The sequence below is a fragment of the Bradyrhizobium sp. CCGB12 genome (assembly GCF_024199845.1).
GTDB lineage: Bacteria > Pseudomonadota > Alphaproteobacteria > Rhizobiales > Xanthobacteraceae > Bradyrhizobium.
This window is the reverse complement of record NZ_JANADO010000001.1, coordinates 7,599,677-7,614,948: the sequence shown is the minus strand read 5'-3', so window position 1 is coordinate 7,614,948 and position 15,272 is coordinate 7,599,677. Positions and strand designations below refer to the sequence as shown.

At 64.5% G+C, this 15,272-nt stretch carries 15 protein-coding genes and 1 tRNA gene; 4 read left to right on the top strand and 12 right to left on the bottom strand.

All coding sequences use genetic code 11. The features are described from left to right. Positions 1-3 precede the first annotated feature (3 nt). From NLM27_RS34835 to NLM27_RS34825, 3 genes are all read right to left on the bottom strand, one after another. On the bottom strand, positions 4-339 hold the full coding sequence (locus tag NLM27_RS34835) for a carboxymuconolactone decarboxylase family protein (protein WP_254147569.1): 336 nt from the start codon (positions 337-339) through the stop codon (positions 4-6). Further along, a tRNA-OTHER gene (locus NLM27_RS34830) sits at positions 309-394 on the bottom strand. The genes NLM27_RS34835 and NLM27_RS34830 overlap by 31 nt, the downstream gene beginning before the upstream one ends. Before the next feature lie 250 nt (positions 395-644). Then, entirely contained in the window at positions 645-1,109 is a 465-nt protein-coding gene (locus NLM27_RS34825; protein ID WP_254149006.1) for an Lrp/AsnC family transcriptional regulator, read from the bottom strand. A gap of 161 nt (positions 1,110-1,270) precedes the next feature. Between NLM27_RS34825 and NLM27_RS34820 the strand changes: the two genes are divergently transcribed. Continuing rightward, positions 1,271-2,284 (top strand): 1-aminocyclopropane-1-carboxylate deaminase, encoded by a 1,014-nt coding sequence (locus NLM27_RS34820; RefSeq protein WP_254149005.1) that lies wholly within the window; start codon positions 1,271-1,273, stop codon positions 2,282-2,284. 181 nt (positions 2,285-2,465) lie between these two features. Here the strand turns inward: NLM27_RS34820 and recQ are convergent, their stop codons facing one another. From recQ to NLM27_RS34785, 7 genes are all read right to left on the bottom strand, one after another. Further along, on the bottom strand, positions 2,466-4,331 hold the full coding sequence (gene recQ / locus NLM27_RS34815; RefSeq protein ID WP_254147568.1) for a DNA helicase RecQ: 1,866 nt from the start codon (positions 4,329-4,331) through the stop codon (positions 2,466-2,468). Positions 4,332-4,585: 254 nt separating this feature from the next. Then, positions 4,586-5,329, bottom strand: coding sequence for a polysaccharide deacetylase family protein (locus NLM27_RS34810; RefSeq protein WP_309144775.1), 744 nt, complete (start codon positions 5,327-5,329; stop codon positions 4,586-4,588). A 104-nt stretch (positions 5,330-5,433) separates the two neighbouring features. Beyond that, complete coding sequence (locus NLM27_RS34805) at positions 5,434-6,435, bottom strand: homoserine O-succinyltransferase (RefSeq protein ID WP_254147566.1); 1,002 nt, start codon at positions 6,433-6,435, stop codon at positions 5,434-5,436. Between the two features lie 12 nt (positions 6,436-6,447). Continuing rightward, a complete protein-coding gene (locus tag NLM27_RS34800; protein WP_254147565.1) occupies positions 6,448-7,749 on the bottom strand; it encodes an O-acetylhomoserine aminocarboxypropyltransferase/cysteine synthase family protein in 1,302 nt (433 codons plus the stop codon). 213 nt (positions 7,750-7,962) lie between these two features. Continuing rightward, a complete protein-coding gene (locus NLM27_RS34795; protein WP_254147564.1) occupies positions 7,963-8,421 on the bottom strand; it encodes a hypothetical protein in 459 nt (152 codons plus the stop codon). Between the two features lie 180 nt (positions 8,422-8,601). Then, the gene (locus NLM27_RS34790) at positions 8,602-9,036 is read right to left on the bottom strand and encodes a hypothetical protein (RefSeq protein WP_254147563.1); all 435 of its coding nucleotides are present in this window, start codon (positions 9,034-9,036) and stop codon (positions 8,602-8,604) included. Positions 9,037-9,493: 457 nt separating this feature from the next. Beyond that, the gene (locus NLM27_RS34785; RefSeq protein WP_254147562.1) at positions 9,494-10,921 is read right to left on the bottom strand and encodes an amidase family protein; all 1,428 of its coding nucleotides are present in this window, start codon (positions 10,919-10,921) and stop codon (positions 9,494-9,496) included. 1 nt (position 10,922) lies between these two features. Here NLM27_RS34785 and NLM27_RS43885 point away from each other — a divergent pair, with 1 nt between their 5' ends. Beyond that, entirely contained in the window at positions 10,923-11,177 is a 255-nt protein-coding gene (locus tag NLM27_RS43885) for a hypothetical protein (protein ID WP_254147561.1), read from the top strand. Positions 11,178-11,186: 9 nt separating this feature from the next. Here NLM27_RS43885 and NLM27_RS34775 read toward each other — a convergent pair whose 3' ends face one another. Further along, entirely contained in the window at positions 11,187-12,221 is a 1,035-nt protein-coding gene (locus NLM27_RS34775; protein WP_254147560.1) for an aldo/keto reductase, read from the bottom strand. A gap of 10 nt (positions 12,222-12,231) precedes the next feature. Next, positions 12,232-13,413 (bottom strand): MFS transporter, encoded by a 1,182-nt coding sequence (locus NLM27_RS34770; RefSeq protein WP_254147559.1) that lies wholly within the window; start codon positions 13,411-13,413, stop codon positions 12,232-12,234. 98 nt (positions 13,414-13,511) lie between these two features. On the opposite strand from NLM27_RS34770, the gene NLM27_RS34765 reads away from it, so the two are divergent. Further along, a complete protein-coding gene (locus NLM27_RS34765; RefSeq protein ID WP_254147558.1) occupies positions 13,512-14,462 on the top strand; it encodes a LysR family transcriptional regulator in 951 nt (316 codons plus the stop codon). A 102-nt stretch (positions 14,463-14,564) separates the two neighbouring features. After that, a complete protein-coding gene (locus NLM27_RS34760; RefSeq protein ID WP_254147557.1) occupies positions 14,565-15,242 on the top strand; it encodes a nitroreductase in 678 nt (225 codons plus the stop codon). Positions 15,243-15,272 lie beyond the last annotated feature (30 nt).

The window sequence follows — 15,272 nt, the reverse complement described above, 5'->3', positions numbered from 1 at the left end:
GCTTTACTCCGGCACCGGCACGTCGAACGTGTTCAGCGTGACCGAGACCATGCAGTAGACGCCGACGAGATAGGATAGCTCGGCCGCACCATGCTCGCCGAACTCCTTCACTGCGGCCCGATAGGTCAGCTCTGGCAGCACACCGCCACTCACAAGCGCCGAGGCCATGTCATAGGCGACCGCCTCCTGCTTGGTGAGATCCACCGGGCGCTGCCCGGCGACGATGGTCGCGAGCTTCTCGTCGGAGAGGCCGCGCTGCTCGGCGACCAGCACATGGGCATAGAGCTCGTAGCCGGAACGGAAATGCGAGCCGGTGACGAGGATCGCGACCTCGCGCACCGGCGCCGGCAGCAGCGGGTTCGAGGCGATCGCCTTGACCAGCTCCCACACCGGCTTGCCGAAACGCGGCTCACGAATCCAGGGATTCCAGGGCCCGAGCAGCGCGCCGTCGTCGCGCATGTTCACGAAACCCCTGAAGTGGTCCTTGATGCCCGCTCGCATGTCGTCAAAGAGCGGCTTCTGTTCGTCGGTCAGATCCTTGGGATCGAGAATGGGAAGGCGCATGGCGGGATCTCCTCGTTGAGAAGCCGCGAGGCTCGCCCGCGTAGGTGTGCAATGGCAAGTGAAGTTGCCGTGACGGCCGCTCAAAACTCCAGCGGCGCGTTGTCGACGACTTCCTTCATGACGAAGAAGGTGCGGGTCTGGCGCACGCCGGGCAGCGCGATGAGCTGCTCGCCGTGGATGCGGTTGAAATCCTCCATGTCGCCGACGCGGATTTTCAGGAAGTAGTCGAAGTCGCCGGCGACGAGGTGGCAGTCGAGCACGAATTTCAGTTTTGCGATGGCCTGCTCGAAGGTCGCAAAGCTCTCCGGCGTCGAGCGGTCGAGCACGACGCCGACCATCACCAGCGTGCCCTTTGAAACCTTCTTGGGCGCCACGATGGCGCGCACAGTGGCGATGAAACCGTCCTCGAACAGGCGCTGGGTGCGGCGGTGGCAGGTGGCGGGGCTGATCGCCACGTTTTCCGCCAGCTCGGCATTGCTGAGCCGGCCGTTATTTTGCAGCAATCTCAGCATCTTAAGGTCAGTGCGATCGAGCCGGGCGGACATGGAAAAGGCTTTCGGCATTTGTCCTATTTTCGGAAGAAAACTATCAATCTTGGCGGAAATCTGCAATACTTATGACAATGCTGCGCAATATTTGAGAGCACATTTTCCGGACGCGATGCTAGGCGCTGAAGTCAGCTCAACAGCAATCTGGATGCCTCATGATGCTGGAAAAATTCGCGCGCTATCCGCTGACCTTTGGCCCGACGCCGATCGAGAAGCTGGAGCGGCTGTCAAAGCATCTCGGCGGCCAGGTCGAGGTCTATGCCAAGCGCGAGGACTGCAATTCGGGCCTTGCCTATGGCGGCAACAAGCTGCGCAAGCTCGAATACATCATTCCCGACGCAATCGCCTCCAACGCCGACACGCTGGTGTCGATCGGCGGCGTGCAATCCAACCACACCCGCATGATCGCGGCGGTCGCCGCCAAGCTCGGCATGAAGTGCCGCCTGGTGCAGGAAGCCTGGGTGCCACACGAGGACGCGGTCTATGACCGCGTCGGCAACATCATGCTCTCGCGCATCATGGGCGCCGACGTCCGCCTGGTCGACGACGGCTTCGACATCGGCATCCGCAAGAGCTGGGAGCAGGCGATCGACGAGGTGAAGGCGGCGGGCGGCAAGCCCTATGCGATTCCTGCCGGCGCCTCCGTGCACAAATTCGGCGGCCTCGGCTATGTCGGCTTCGCCGAGGAAGTGCGCAAGCAGGAGAAAGAGCTCGGCTTCAAGTTCGACTACATCGTGGTCTGCACCGTCACCGGCTCGACCCATGCCGGCATGCTGGTCGGCTTCGCCGCCGACGGCCGCGCGCGAAAGGTGATCGGCATCGACGCCTCCTTCACGCCCGCGCAGACCAAGGCACAAGTGCTCGAGATCGCGCAAAACACGGCAAAGCTCGTCGAACTCGGCAAGGAGCTCGTCGCTGACGACGTTGTGTTGATCGAGGATTACGCCTATCCCGCCTATGGCGTGCCCTCGGAAGAGACCAAGGAAGCGATCCGCCTCACCGCGCGTCTGGAAGGCATGATCACCGACCCCGTCTACGAGGGCAAGTCGATGCAGGGCCTGATCGATCTTGCGAAGAAGGGCTATTTCGAGAAGGGTGCGAAGATCCTCTACGCCCATCTCGGCGGCGCGCCCGCGCTGAACGGGTATGCGTACGCGTTTAGGAACGGGTAGCCCACGAAGACTGTCGTCCCGGTTCGCGACGAAGTCGCGAACCCGGGAGCCATAGCCACAGGATCGTATTTGGCGAAGACTCGTGGTTGCCAGCTTGCCATAACCACATCGGTCGGTGGTTATGGATCCCGGATCCGCGCTCCGCTTGTCCGGGATGACGAGGTCGAGGGATTGGCGTGCCCTACCGCGTCCTGATGATCTGCAGCAGCTCGTCGCCGTAATGCTCGAGCTTCTTGTCCCCGATTCCCGGCACGTTGCGGAGCTCGTCGAGCGTGGTCGGCCATGCCCGGACGATGCCGTCAATCGTGGCGTCGTGAAGCACGACGTAGGCGGGCACGCCGCGTTCGCGGGCGATGTCCGAACGCCAGGAGCGCAGCCGCGCCCGCAGTTCGGGATCGACGTCGCCTTGCGGCGCGCTCGCCGCGGGCGCGAGGTCGCCGCGGCGCGATTTGGCCCGGCTCGAACGGATGCGGGTGCCGGGCGCCTCCTCGCGCAGCCACACGTCCGTTTCGCCGCGCAGAACGCCGCGCGAAGAGTCGGTCAGCTTCAGCGCGCCGAAGGCTTCGCTATCGCTCTGCAGATGCCCCATCGCCACCAATTGCCGCAGCACCGTGCGCCACTGCTTCTCGTTGAGCTCGCGGCCGATGCCGAACACCGACAGCTTGTCGTGACCGAACTGCGTGACCTTCTCGGTCAGGCGCCCGACCAGCACGTCGATCAGGTGCATGGCGCCAAAACGCTGGCCGGTGCGGTAGACGCAGGACAGGAGCTTTTGCGCCAGCACCTTTCCGTCGCGCATCTTTGGCGGCGTCAGGCAGTTGTCGCAATTGCTGCAAGTCTCGCCCATCACGATCTCGCCGAAATAGGCGAGCAGTCGCCGGCGCCGGCAGTGCGGCGTCTCGGCGAGGCCGACCAGCGCGTCGAGCTTGCCGATCGAGACCCGCTTGAAATCGTCGGAAGCAGTCGATTCGTCGATCATGCGGCGCTGCTGCACGATGTCGGAGAGGCCGTAAGCCATCCAGGCGGCCGACGGCTTGCCGTCGCGGCCGGCGCGTCCCGTTTCCTGGTAATAGGCTTCGATGCTCTTGGGCAGGTCGAGATGGGCGACGAAGCGCACATCGGGCTTGTCGATACCCATGCCGAACGCGATGGTCGCGACGATGACGATGCCGTCCTCGTTGAGGAAGCGGTCCTGGTTGCGTGAGCGCACACTGCTGTCGAGGCCGGCGTGATAGGGCAGTGCGGCGATACCGACCTCGTCGAGCGCGGCGGCGACCTCCTCGACACGGTTGCGCGAGAGGCAATAGACCACGCCGGCATCACCCATGTGGCGCTCGCGGATGAACTCCTTCAGCTGCGACACCGCATTGCGCTTGTCGACGATCTCGTAGCGGATGTTGGGCCGGTCGAAACTCGAGACGAACTGCGGCGCGCCTGTCAGCTGAAGCCGCTCGACGATCTCCTTGCGCGTCAGCTCGTCGGCGGTCGCGGTGAGCGCGATGCGCGGCACGTCGGGAAAGCGCTCGGCGACGATGGAGAGGCCGACATACTCAGGACGGAAGTCATGGCCCCATTGCGAGACGCAATGCGCTTCGTCGATCGCGAACAGCGCCACCTTCGCCTGCGCCAACATCGACAGGCAGCGCGGCGTCACCAGCCGTTCCGGCGCGACATAGAGCAGGTCGAGATCACCCGCAATCAGGCGGCGCTCCACCTCCGAGGCCTCCTGCGAAGACAGCGACGAGTTCAGCGCGGCGGCGTTGACGCCGGCCTCGATCAGGCCCGCAACCTGGTCGCGCATCAGCGCGATCAGCGGCGAGACCACGATGCCGCAGCCTTCGCGCAGCAATGAAGGAAGCTGGTAGCAGAGCGACTTGCCGCCGCCGGTCGGCATCAGCACCAGGCAATTGCCGCCATCCGTCACGTGCCTGACGATCTCACCCTGCGCGCCGCGGAACCCCGGCAGGCCGAACACCGAATGCAGCACCGACAGCGCATCGCGGCCGTTGGCCGGTGCTGGCAGTGGAGCGGTGGAGGAGGAGGACATGGGCGGGTCGAAGCGAGGCTGGGGGAATCGTCACAAGGCCAGTCGCATGGCGGGGTTGGCGTGGCAAGTCCGTTTGGGAGACAAAGCCGCACTCTTACCCTCTCCCCTTGCGGGAGAGGGTGGCTCGCCGCGTAGCGGCGAGACGGGTGAGGGGTTGTTTCCACGGGCTCGTTAGAGTTGGAGTTGACGAGCGAACCCCTCATCCGGCGCTTCGCGCCACCTTCTCCCGCAAGGGGAGAAGGGAAGAGGACCTCTTACGCTCCGATCCTTCGCAGCGCCTCTGCGACCGTCACGATCGGCATGCTGCGCTTCTCCGCCGCCTGCAGCGCATGGCGCATCAGGTGCGGCGTGCAGCCATAGGGGCTCGGCCGATCGGCAACGTCATGGCCGTAGAAGATCAGCCATCCGCCGCTCTCGACCGCCTCGTCGAAATAGCGGTCGATACCTTCCGCATCGATCTCGCAATCGATCAAAGGCGAAGCGCGCAGGAACTGGAGGTCGATGACGTCGCGATTGACGCCCGGGAGAATGCCGCGCGCCGAGCGGTAGGCCCTTGCAAGCTGCGGCTTGCGCCAGACCGAGGCGAGGCCATACGGATAGGCGAAATTCTCGAGCTCGATCGAGGAATCGATGCTGCGGAAATGGCTGCGGTTCCGTTCGATCTCGCGGGCCATGGCCGTCTCGTCGAGATCGACCGCGCACTGGTGCGAGAAGGTGTGGCAGGCAATCTCGTGGCCGGCCTGGTGCAGCCGCACGATCGCGTCATTCGACAAGCCATGCCAATGGTCCGACGGCTGATCGACCAGGCTGCCCGAGAGATAGAATGTGCCGCGACCGCCGTGTTTCTCCAGGAGTTCGGCACCCTCGCCTGCGGCGCTTTCCGGGGCATCGTCGAAGGTGAAGCTCACGATCGGCGCGCGCACAGGCAACCGGTGCGGCGCGGCACGGAAGTGCCGGGCCAGCCGATTGCTCACGCGTTTCTGGAATGCCGACCACACGCTGCGTTTCCCGTGATTCCGTATTTCTCTACTGAAACATTCGTGCGCTGGCTGAGGCAAGCCTAACGCTTGAATAATCCTAACGCGGAACCAATAACCCTCGGCTAGCGGGCAGGGACCGGCACGTCGGCGTGCGCGCCGAGATCCTGCAGCCAGTTCCGGAATAACGCCGCCGCCGCGCTCCCGGCGGCGATATCGGTGCACAAATTCAGCGCAGGCAATTCGTTGGTGAGCGCCGGATGACGCTGGTGCCTCGCCTGCTTCTCGAAGCGGGCAAGTTTCTCCTCCGTCGCTGCGTCAAAATAACTCACGGGCAGACGCGGATAAGTCTCGCGCTCACGCGCGAGATAGCGGCCGATGTCGCGCAGATATTCGCGCTGGAGCGACAGCGCGTCGTATTCCGGGTGGCCCTGGAAGAACACGAAACGGCTGGCATATTGGCGGACGAAGACATCGACGCCGGCCACTTCCGAGCGGGTCAGCACCTGGTATCCGGCTTGAACGAGATCGTTCTCGGCGATCTCGTTCAGGCGCGAATGCGAGACCTTGAGCGGCGCAGGCGCGGCACGCGTCAGGAGATCGTGTGTCACGGCTTCGCAATCGAAGATGCCGTGGCACTTGGCCGGCAGCCGCCGTCGTTCGATACGGTCGAGATGCAGCACCGCCGCATGCGCGGCGAGGCACGACCAGATCGTCGAACGGGTGTTGACCTTGGCCCAGTCGATCAGCTCGGTCAGCTCGCGCCAATAGGGCTCCTGATCGAGCTCGGGCGCGACCGGCTCGGCACCGGTCACGATCAGCCCATCGAACTTGTGGCGCCGGAGCTCGGCAAGTTCCGAATATTCACTTTCCACGTGCCATGTCGCTTCCGGCGAGCGCTTCACGCTAGGCAGCGAGAAGCAGTGGAAGCGGATGCGACGCAGGCCCGCGGCCGCCTGGAGCAGCTTCAAGAACTGCCGCTCGGTGGCCTTCAGCGCCGCATCCGGCATGTTGTTGATCAGCCCGATGGTCAGCTCGGCGCCACCATGATCGCGCGTGAGATCACACTCGGCCGGCACCAGTGCCGGGCTCGATATGACCTGATCCCTGGCGATCAAGATCGTCATCGGCGCCGCCGCCTACTCCGCGGCCTGCAGACGCGACGACGGACAGGCCTTTTCCAGCGCCTGGTCGATGTCCTCGATGATGTCTGAGGAATGCTCGATGCCGATCGACAGGCGGATCGTCTCCGGCAGCACGCCGGCAACGCGCTGCTGCTCTGGCGACATCTGCCGATGCGTGGTCGAGGCCGGATGGCAGGCAAGCGACTTGGCATCGCCGATATTGACGAGGCGCGTGATCAGCCTCAGTGCATCGTAGAACGTCTTGCCGGCTTCCATGCCGCCCTTGATACCGAAGGTGAACAGCGAGGAAGCGTTACCATCAAGATATTTCTGCACCAGCGGATAATAGGGGCTGTCCGGGAAGCCCGTGTAATTGACCCAGGCCACGCGCGGATCACCACGCAGGAATTCGGCGACCTTGCGGGCGTTCTCGACATGGCGCTCCATGCGCAGCGCCACGGTCTCGATGCCCTGCAGCAGCAGGAAGGCGTTGAACGGCGACAGCACCGAGCCCATGGTGCGCTGATAGACGCTGCGCGCGCGCTCGATATAGGCGGTGCGGCCGAAGCGCTCGGCATAGACGAGGCCGTGATAGGAGGCGTCGGGCTTGTTGTAGGCCGGGAAGCGGTCGGCATATTTGGCCCAGGGGAAGTTGCCGGAATCGACGATGGCGCCGCCGAGCGTGGTGCCATGACCGCCCAGGAACTTGGTCAGCGAATGCACGGCGATGTCGGCGCCGTAGTCGAACGGCTTGAGCAGGATCGGGGTGGCCACGGTGTTGTCGACGATCAGCGGCACGCCATGCGCATGCGCGACCTTGGCCAGCGCCTCGATATCGCAGACATTGCCGGCGGGATTGCCGATGGTCTCGGCAAACACAGCGCGGGTGTTCTCGTCGATCAGCTTTTCGATCGCATCGGGCCTGTCGCTCTCGGCGAACCGACCAGTGATGCCCTGCCGCGGCAGGATGTGGGAGAGCAGCGTGTGCGTGGTGCCGTAGAGCTGCGGCACGGAAACGATGTTGCCGCCGTGGTCGGCGACGTTGACGAAGGCGAAATGCAGTGCCGCCTGGCCGGTCGCGACCGCGAGCGCGCCGACGCCGCCTTCGAGCTGCGCGATGCGCTTCTCGAGCACCGCGCTGGTCGGATTGGCGATGCGGCTGTAGCGAAAACCTTCCGCCTCGAGATTGAAGAGCGCCGCGCCATGATCAGCGCTGTCGAACGCGTAGGCCGCGGTCTGGTAGATCGGCACGGCAACCGCGTGCGTGGTGGCTTCGGGTTCGTAGCCGGCGTGAATAGCGATCGTCTCGTTGCGCATCGTGCCACCTCCGCGTGGGGCGGGCCGCACTTATTGACCTCAGGGGCATGTGCGTTGTCCGCCGTCCCCGTGTTAGAGGCGGGTGGTAAAGCGGACAATAATTCGCTTAGAGATCGATGAAGTAACCCTAACGCTTGTTGGCGAATAGGCTAAAATTCGAGTTAAATTGCATTAATGAAGACGCTGCTCGCTGCAGCTTGCGGGTCACGACACTCATCGCGTGGCGGACGGCCGTGGATCGAGATCGCACTCCCGATACATCCCATGCAGCTCTTTGCCTTGAAGAAAAACCGTACGGGGAGTTAATCCTCCTCGACGATCGAGCCATTGCTGAATTGGCGAGGGATACATCGAATACAGCATCCGGGTCGCCCCGCGGTCGGTAAATGTGCGCCCATTCCTGCCGAAGTCCCACGCAGCATGAAAGGCAAGTCTTGCCTTTGAGGTGACGCAGATGTCGTCCGATGCAATCGTCGCAAGGACGATCGTGCAGGCGGAGGCGCAAAGGCCATCGATGACGACCGATTGACGCGCGGTGCGCAATTTCTCGTATCTCTCGATGTAGTAGGCAATCGATCCGCCCCGATCATTCGCAATGCGAACCACCGCATGGCTCGCCCCCGTGCCATTAAGTAAGAACAGTCCCGCGAGGACCCCTGCCGGAAATCTCATGCTGCTCGCCCGATCGATGTGATGCCGCAACTTGGCAAGTCTACTGCTGATGGTGGGCCACCTTGATGCTTTATGTCCTAGGAATCTGGACAAGCAGGTCGCGGCGAGGCTGAGCCGGGGAAATTCCGGCAGCCTTGACGGACGGCAGCGGAGCTGGCCGCTACCGTCCCGCCAACTTCATTATCGATACCCGTACGGATATTGTCCGGGGCAAACGTAATTGCCGTAAGCGTCATAGGTGCAGCTGTTGTAGCCACCGTAGTAGCCATAGGCGCCGGCTGCGGCGGCTCCTACTGCTGCCGCACCTAGACCATAGGCTGCGCCCCTATAAGCGCCGCGATAGGCTGCATTGCGATAGACCCCTCGCGCCACGGGGCGCCCGGCTATCGGGCGATAGCCATAACCACGGCCGGCGACGCCGTAGCGGCCTCCCGCAACCCGGTATCCGCCGCCCCGGACATTGGCGACGCGGGCGCCACCGCCATGGAAACCTCCGGCGCGCATACCACCACCATGGAAGCCGCCGCCGCCACGGCGGGCATATGCATCATCTGGAATGAGACTGACGGTGATCAGAACCATCGCCGCCAAGGCAGCGAGAAGGCATCGTAGCATGGCTTTCCTCCATTACTTGGGGTGCCGCGCACATGATAAGGCGATGCCGCTCACGGATCGGCACCCGGCGGAAACCTCTCCTCCTGCTCAGGATCGGATTTGACTTAAATCAAGGAGTCAAAGATTGAGGGACTTCTCGTGAAGAGATGCGAGCCGAACGCCGATTGTGGAACTTGGTGCAGCTTCCCTGCCCCACGAGAGCCTGACAACGGCGGCGACGCACCCTCGACATGATCGGCAACGCAGGGATATCCGCTTTCATGCCGCGATGAACCGTTGCGCAGGTTCCCCGCTGCTAACTTGGCGAATCTCGCGAGCACCAACAACAGCTGGTGCAACACCAACATCTCACCGTGGCGCTGCTTCAGAAGGCGATTGGGGCCATCTGATGAGCTGACCGCCCCGTGCGAGCTTCGCGCGGAATGCGCGAAGCCCTGAAGCGGTTGCTGGAACGGGCTCAGACCAACGTCTGCCAGAGGCGATGGGCGAGCACGCCGGCACGCTTCTCGATCGCTGCCGCCGCGTCGAGCGCGAGATCCTCGCGATAGCGCCCGGCAATGAGCTGCACCCCGATCGGCTTGCCGTCATGCAGCGCCACCGGCACCACCGCGCCAGGCAGGCCCAGCACGTTGATTGCGGAGATGAAGCGGATCTCGCCCCAGAAGATCTCGCGCACGCGCTCGGGACTGACCGTGTCCTCGCGCGGGCCCGGCGTCGGCTTCACCGTGGTCGGCGCCAGCACCACCGGATACTCCTCGAAGAACAATTGCCACGCGCGGATATGGCCGTTGCGTGCGGCCGTCGCCTGCATCCAGGCTTTGAGATCGAGCACATTGGCCTTGGTCTTCATGCCGCCCCAGGCCTTGTGGAAGTCCTCGGACGTGACCTTCAGCATGCCAGCCTCCTGCATCATCACGGTCTCGTTGGTGATGATGTCGCACCAGGTCTGCCAGACACCGTTGATGTCGGGCACATCGACCTCGCTGACGCGATAGCCGGACCGCTCGAGATGATCCGCGGCCTGGCGCAGCGCCGCTGTGACGGACGGATCGACCTCCATGTCATCGGGGATCTTGGCCAGCGCAACCTTGATCGGGCCCTTCGGCCTCTCGCCTGCCAGGGGTGCCGGCACCCACCAGGGATCGCGCGGATCGCGTTGGCTCATCACGTCCAGCGCGAGACGAACGTCGGCGACGTGGCGGGCGAGCGGCCCCTGCGCCGACATCAGATGCGCCAGCATCGGCCGCTCCGCCGTTGCGCTGGCGTTGAAGGCGGGGATGCGACCCTGCGTCGGCTTGATGGTGGCAATGCCGTTGCAATGCGCCGGCCAGCGCAACGAGCCGCCGATGTCGTTGCCGTGGGCGATGGTGCCGATGCCGGCCGCCACCGCCGAACCGGCTCCGCCCGAGGAGCCGCCGCAGGTGATATTGGGGTCCCAGGGGTTCAGCGTCAGCCCGTGCAGGGGATTGTCGGTGAAGCCCCGGAAGGAGAATTCCGGCGTGTTGGTGAGCCCGATGACGATCGCGCCAGCCTTTTTCAGATTGCGCACGACCGGCGCATCCGACGGCGCGATGAGATCCTTGTTGTCGGGAACGCCGTTGAAATTCGGCCGCCCCTCGTAGTCGACATTCTCCTTGATGGTGACAGGCACGCCATGCAGGAGGCCGAGCTCGCCGCCCTTCGCGCGCTGCCTGTCGGCCGCATGCGCCGCTTTCAACGCTTCCTCGCTGAGGTCGACGACGACCGCGTTCAGCCGCGGATTGATCGCCCGCATCCGTTCGAGATGAGCCTCGACGGTCTCGACCGCCGAGATGGCCCCATTGCGGATCGCGGCCGCGGTGTCGACCGCCGACCATTGCCAGGCCGGTCCCTTGGGGCGGCGCACCGTGGCCTTCTTGACCGATTTCTCGACTGCTTTTTTGGCTGGTTTCGCAGCAGCCCCCTTGCGGACGGCGGCCTTCTTGCTCGAGGTCTTCGCTACTGTTTTCTTTGAAGCGCTTTTCTTCTTGGTCGTCGTCTTCTTCGCCACGTCGCATCTCCTGAATTGCGGCGCGGAGGTTACGGACGGCAACGAGGCCTGTACAGCGGCGTTTCTGCATGGCGCATTGGCGGCAGCCGCCAATGCGGCGAATTGTCAGTGATCGATGGACTCACACAAGCGGCGGGTTCAGCCGCGCAAAGCCGTCCTGGATGCGATAGGGATAATAGGGATAAGGCGGCATCACTGCGCTGACTTCGTCGAGGCGCCTGATCTGATCCGCACTCAGCGACCAGCCGACCGCACCGAGATTGTCACGCAGCTGCGCTTCGTCGCGGGCACCAATGATCACGGAAGCGACGGTGGGACGCGAGAGCAGCCAGGTGATCGCGACCTGCGGCACGCTGCGGCCAGTCTCTGCGGCAATCGCGTCCAGCACGTCGACGACGGCGTACAGACGCTCCTCGTCCACGAGCGGACCGAACTGCGCGGTGGCATGCAGGCGGCTTGCTTCAGGCAGCGGTTGGCCGCGCCGGATCTTTCCGGTCAGCCGGCCCCAGCCGAGCGGGCTCCAGACCAGCGCGCCGACGCCCTGATCGCGCGCGAGCGGCATCAGCTCCCATTCATAGTCGCGCCCGAGCAGCGAGTAATAGACTTGATGCGCGACATAGCGCGGCCAGCCATGCCGGTCGGCGATGGCGAGCGACTTCATCAATTGCCAGCCCGCGAAATTCGAGACGCCGACATAGCGCAGCTTGCCGGCGCGCACGAGCGTGTCGAGTGTGGACAGCACCTCCTCGATCGGCGTGAACGCGTCGAAGGCATGAAGCTGAAGCAGGTCGATCGTGTCAGTGCCAAGCCGGCGCAGCGCCGCGTCGACCGAGACAAGCAGCCGCTGCCGCGACGATCCGGCATCGAGCGGGCCGTCGCCCGTCGGCAGGCTCATCTTGGTTGAGATCAGCACCTTGTCGCGGCGGCCCTTGATCGCAACACCGAGGATCTCCTCGGAGGCGCCATTCGAATAGACATCGGCACTATCGAACAGATTGACTCCGGCATCGAGGCAGATGTCGACCAGCCTTCGGGCCTCCTCCGTGCCGCTCCGGCCCCAAGCCGAGAACAGAGGACCCTGGCCGCCGAACGTGCCGGTGCCGAAGCTGAGGACAGAGACCTTGAGCCCGGAAGCGCCGAGATTGCGGTATTGCATGATCGCTCTCCTATTCCGCGGGGCACGCCGCGACCACCGCCTGCGTGCGGTCGAGCCAGAGGCTCCACAGCGCCAGCACCAGACCGACAGCGGTGATGCCGGCTGCAACCAGCGGCAGCGCCGAGAGGCCGAGCCCGCGATCGATGGTGACGCCGCCGGCCCAGGCACCGAGAGCGTTGCCGAGATTGAACGCGGCGATGTTGAGACTGGAAGCGAGCGTGCGCCCGCTAGGGCCAGCCGCTTCCAGCACGCGCAACTGGAGCGGGGCGACGGTCGCAAAAGCGGCGATGCCCAGCAGCAGGATCAGCCCGATCGCCGGGATCTTGACCGACAGCGCGGCGGCAAGCCCAAGAAGCACCATGGCGAGCGCGGCGAGCGTTCCGATCAAGGCGCCGGCGAGGCCACGGTCGGCAAGCTTGCCGCCGGCGACGTTACCGATCGCGAGTCCGACGCCGAATACCAGCAGGATCGGCGAGACCGCGTCTTCCGAAAAGCCGGCGAAGCGCGTCAGGATCGGCTGGATATAGGTGAAGACGACGAACAGGCCGGCAAAGCCGAACACGGTCATGGCAAGGCCGAGCAGCACCTGCGGGCGGCCGAGCACCGATATTTCCTCCGCAAGCGAGACCGGCTTGTCGCCGTTGCCGACATCGCCGGGCACGAGCGTCGCGACCACCGCAAAGGCGATCACGCCGATAACAGTCACGGCCCAAAACGCCGCGCGCCAGCCGAGCATCAGGCCGAACCAGGCGCCGAACGGCACGCCCAGCAGCGTCGCGACCGTGAGGCCGATGAACATGGTTGATATCGCGGAGGCGCGCTTGTCCTCGGCGACGAGGCTCGTCGCCACCACCGACCCGACACCGAAGAAGGTGCCGTGGGCGAGCGAAGTCAGCACGCGCGCGGCCATCAGCAACTCGTAGTTCGGTGCCAGCGCGCAGGCGGCATTACCCAATGTGAAGATCGCCATCAGCGCCAGCAGCACGGTTTTGCGCGGCATCCGCCGCGTCGCCAGCGTCAGGACCGGCGCGCCGACGAACACGCCGAGCGCATAGCCGGAGATGAGCAAGCCCGCGACCGGCACCGAGACATGCATGTCGGCGGCGACCTGGAGCAAGAGGCCCATGATGATGAATTCGGTGGTGCCGATGCCGAAGGCACCGGCGGTGAGCGCGAGGACGGCGGGAGGCATGCGTGGCTCCGATGGATGAGACGAGCCACGCAGATAGCTGCACGCGTGCAAAACCGTTAGTATGTCCCAAATCCAATGATTTGTGACATGAATTCAACATGGCCCGTTTCGACACCAACCGCTCCGCCGAGATGGAGGTCTTCGTCCGCGTCGTCGATCTCGGCGGCTTCACCCAGGCCGCGCGAAAACTGCGGCTGACGCCATCGGGCGTGAGCAAGCTGATGTCGCGGCTGGAGGCGCGGCTCGGCTCCCGCCTCGTCACCCGCACCACGCGCAAGCTGGCCCTGACCGAGGAAGGCCAGGCCTTCTACCAGCGGGCCGTGCGGATCCTCGCAGAGATGGAGGAGGCCGAGCGCGAGGCGGCCTCCGGCGCGGCGCCGCGCGGCCGCCTCACGGTGAACAGCAACATTCCCTTCGGCATGCTGCATCTGATGCCGCTGATCCCGCGCTTTCTGAAAGAGCATCCTGACGTCACGCTCGATCTCATGCTGACGGACACGACGATCGACCTGATGCAGGAGCGCGCCGACGTCGCGATCCGGGTCGGCCCATTGCGTGCGTCGCGTCTTGTCGCGCGCAAGCTCGGCACCAGCCGCATGGTGGTCGTCGGCGCGCCAGACTATCTGGCGCGCTTCGGCACGCCGAAGACGCCGGCGGATCTCGCTGCGCACCGCGGCATCGGCTGGACCTTTCCGCGCATCCGCGGCGGCTGGCCGTTCAAGCGCGGCGACCGCACCGAGGAAGCCATGCCGCCGCCGGTCGCGCGCGCCAGCGACGGTGAAGTCGCCCGCCGCCTAGCGCTGGGCGGCGTCGGCCTCGCGCGCCTCGCCCTCTTCCACATCGGCCCCGACATCGAGCAGGGTCGCCTCGTTCCGGTGCTGCAGAGCTACAATCCCGGCGACCGCGAAGACATCCACGCCGTCTATGTCGGCCACACCGCGCCGCTCCCTGCACGCGTCCGCGCGTTCATCGATTTCCTCGCCGAGCACGTGCGGGTGGGTGATTCCACGCTGAAGCGGTCGGGGGATGGGTGGAAGTTGGTCGGGTGAGGCAAATGGCGGAGAGAGCGTCAGTCAATCCAGATTGAAAGATCAAGAATTTTCCGGGAGAATCCCAGCTGCTTCAGAACTTGTCAGGGGAATTCCACACAAATGCAGTTTGATGACGTCATCCTCGGTCGCCGGAGTATCCGCGGCTACAAACCCGATCCGGTACCCAAGGAGCTGATTGCGGAAATCATCGGGTTGGCGATGCGCGCTCCGTCGTCGATGAACACCCAGCCCTGGAATTTCTATGTCGTCACCGGCGAACCGCTGGATCGGATCCGCGCCGGCAACACCGAACGGATGGTGGCGGGCGTTCCTCAGTCGCGCGAGTTCCGCACGGGCCAGGCCTTTGCAGGCAAGCACCGCGACAGGCAGGTCGGCGTCGCCAAGCAATTATTCTCCGCAATGGGAATCGAGCGCGACAACATGGAAAAACGCCAGGACTGGGTGCTGCGCGGCTTCCGCCAGTTCGACGCGCCCGTCTGCGTGATCATCACCTATGACCGCGTGCTTGACGGCAGCGACGATACGCCCTTCGACTGCGGCGCCGTGGCGACCGCCCTGGTCAATGCCGCGTGGTCCCGCGGGCTCGGCGCGGTTATCAACAGCCAGGGCATCATGCAATCCCCTGTGGTACGCGAGCACGCGGGCATAGCCGACGATCAGATCATCATGAAAAGCATCGCGCTGGGCTGGCCGGATCAAACCTTTCCGGCGAATGCGGTGGTGTCGGAGCGGAAGTCCGTCGAGGAAGCGACGGTTTTCGTCGGGTTCGAGACGTAGCGCGCGCGGTCGGCAGGGCTGGAGGCACAG

Excerpts from the sequence above, each read along its gene's own strand:
- NLM27_RS34825 (WP_254149006.1), bottom strand. The coding sequence starts at position 1,109 with ATGTCCGCCCGGCTCGATCGCACTGACCTTAAGATGCTGAGATTGCTG.
- NLM27_RS34820 (WP_254149005.1), top strand. The coding sequence starts at position 1,271 with ATGCTGGAAAAATTCGCGCGCTATCCGCTGACCTTTGGCCCGACGCCG.
- recQ (WP_254147568.1), bottom strand. The coding sequence starts at position 4,331 with ATGTCCTCCTCCTCCACCGCTCCACTGCCAGCACCGGCCAACGGCCGC.
- NLM27_RS34805 (WP_254147566.1), bottom strand. The coding sequence starts at position 6,435 with ATGACGATCTTGATCGCCAGGGATCAGGTCATATCGAGCCCGGCACTG.
- NLM27_RS34800 (WP_254147565.1), bottom strand. The coding sequence starts at position 7,749 with ATGCGCAACGAGACGATCGCTATTCACGCCGGCTACGAACCCGAAGCC.
- NLM27_RS34795 (WP_254147564.1), bottom strand. The coding sequence starts at position 8,421 with ATGAGATTTCCGGCAGGGGTCCTCGCGGGACTGTTCTTACTTAATGGC.
- NLM27_RS34790 (WP_254147563.1), bottom strand. The coding sequence starts at position 9,036 with ATGCTACGATGCCTTCTCGCTGCCTTGGCGGCGATGGTTCTGATCACC.
- NLM27_RS34775 (WP_254147560.1), bottom strand. The coding sequence starts at position 12,221 with ATGCAATACCGCAATCTCGGCGCTTCCGGGCTCAAGGTCTCTGTCCTC.
- NLM27_RS34770 (WP_254147559.1), bottom strand. The coding sequence starts at position 13,413 with ATGCCTCCCGCCGTCCTCGCGCTCACCGCCGGTGCCTTCGGCATCGGC.
- NLM27_RS34765 (WP_254147558.1), top strand. The coding sequence starts at position 13,512 with ATGGCCCGTTTCGACACCAACCGCTCCGCCGAGATGGAGGTCTTCGTC.
- NLM27_RS34760 (WP_254147557.1), top strand. The coding sequence starts at position 14,565 with ATGCAGTTTGATGACGTCATCCTCGGTCGCCGGAGTATCCGCGGCTAC.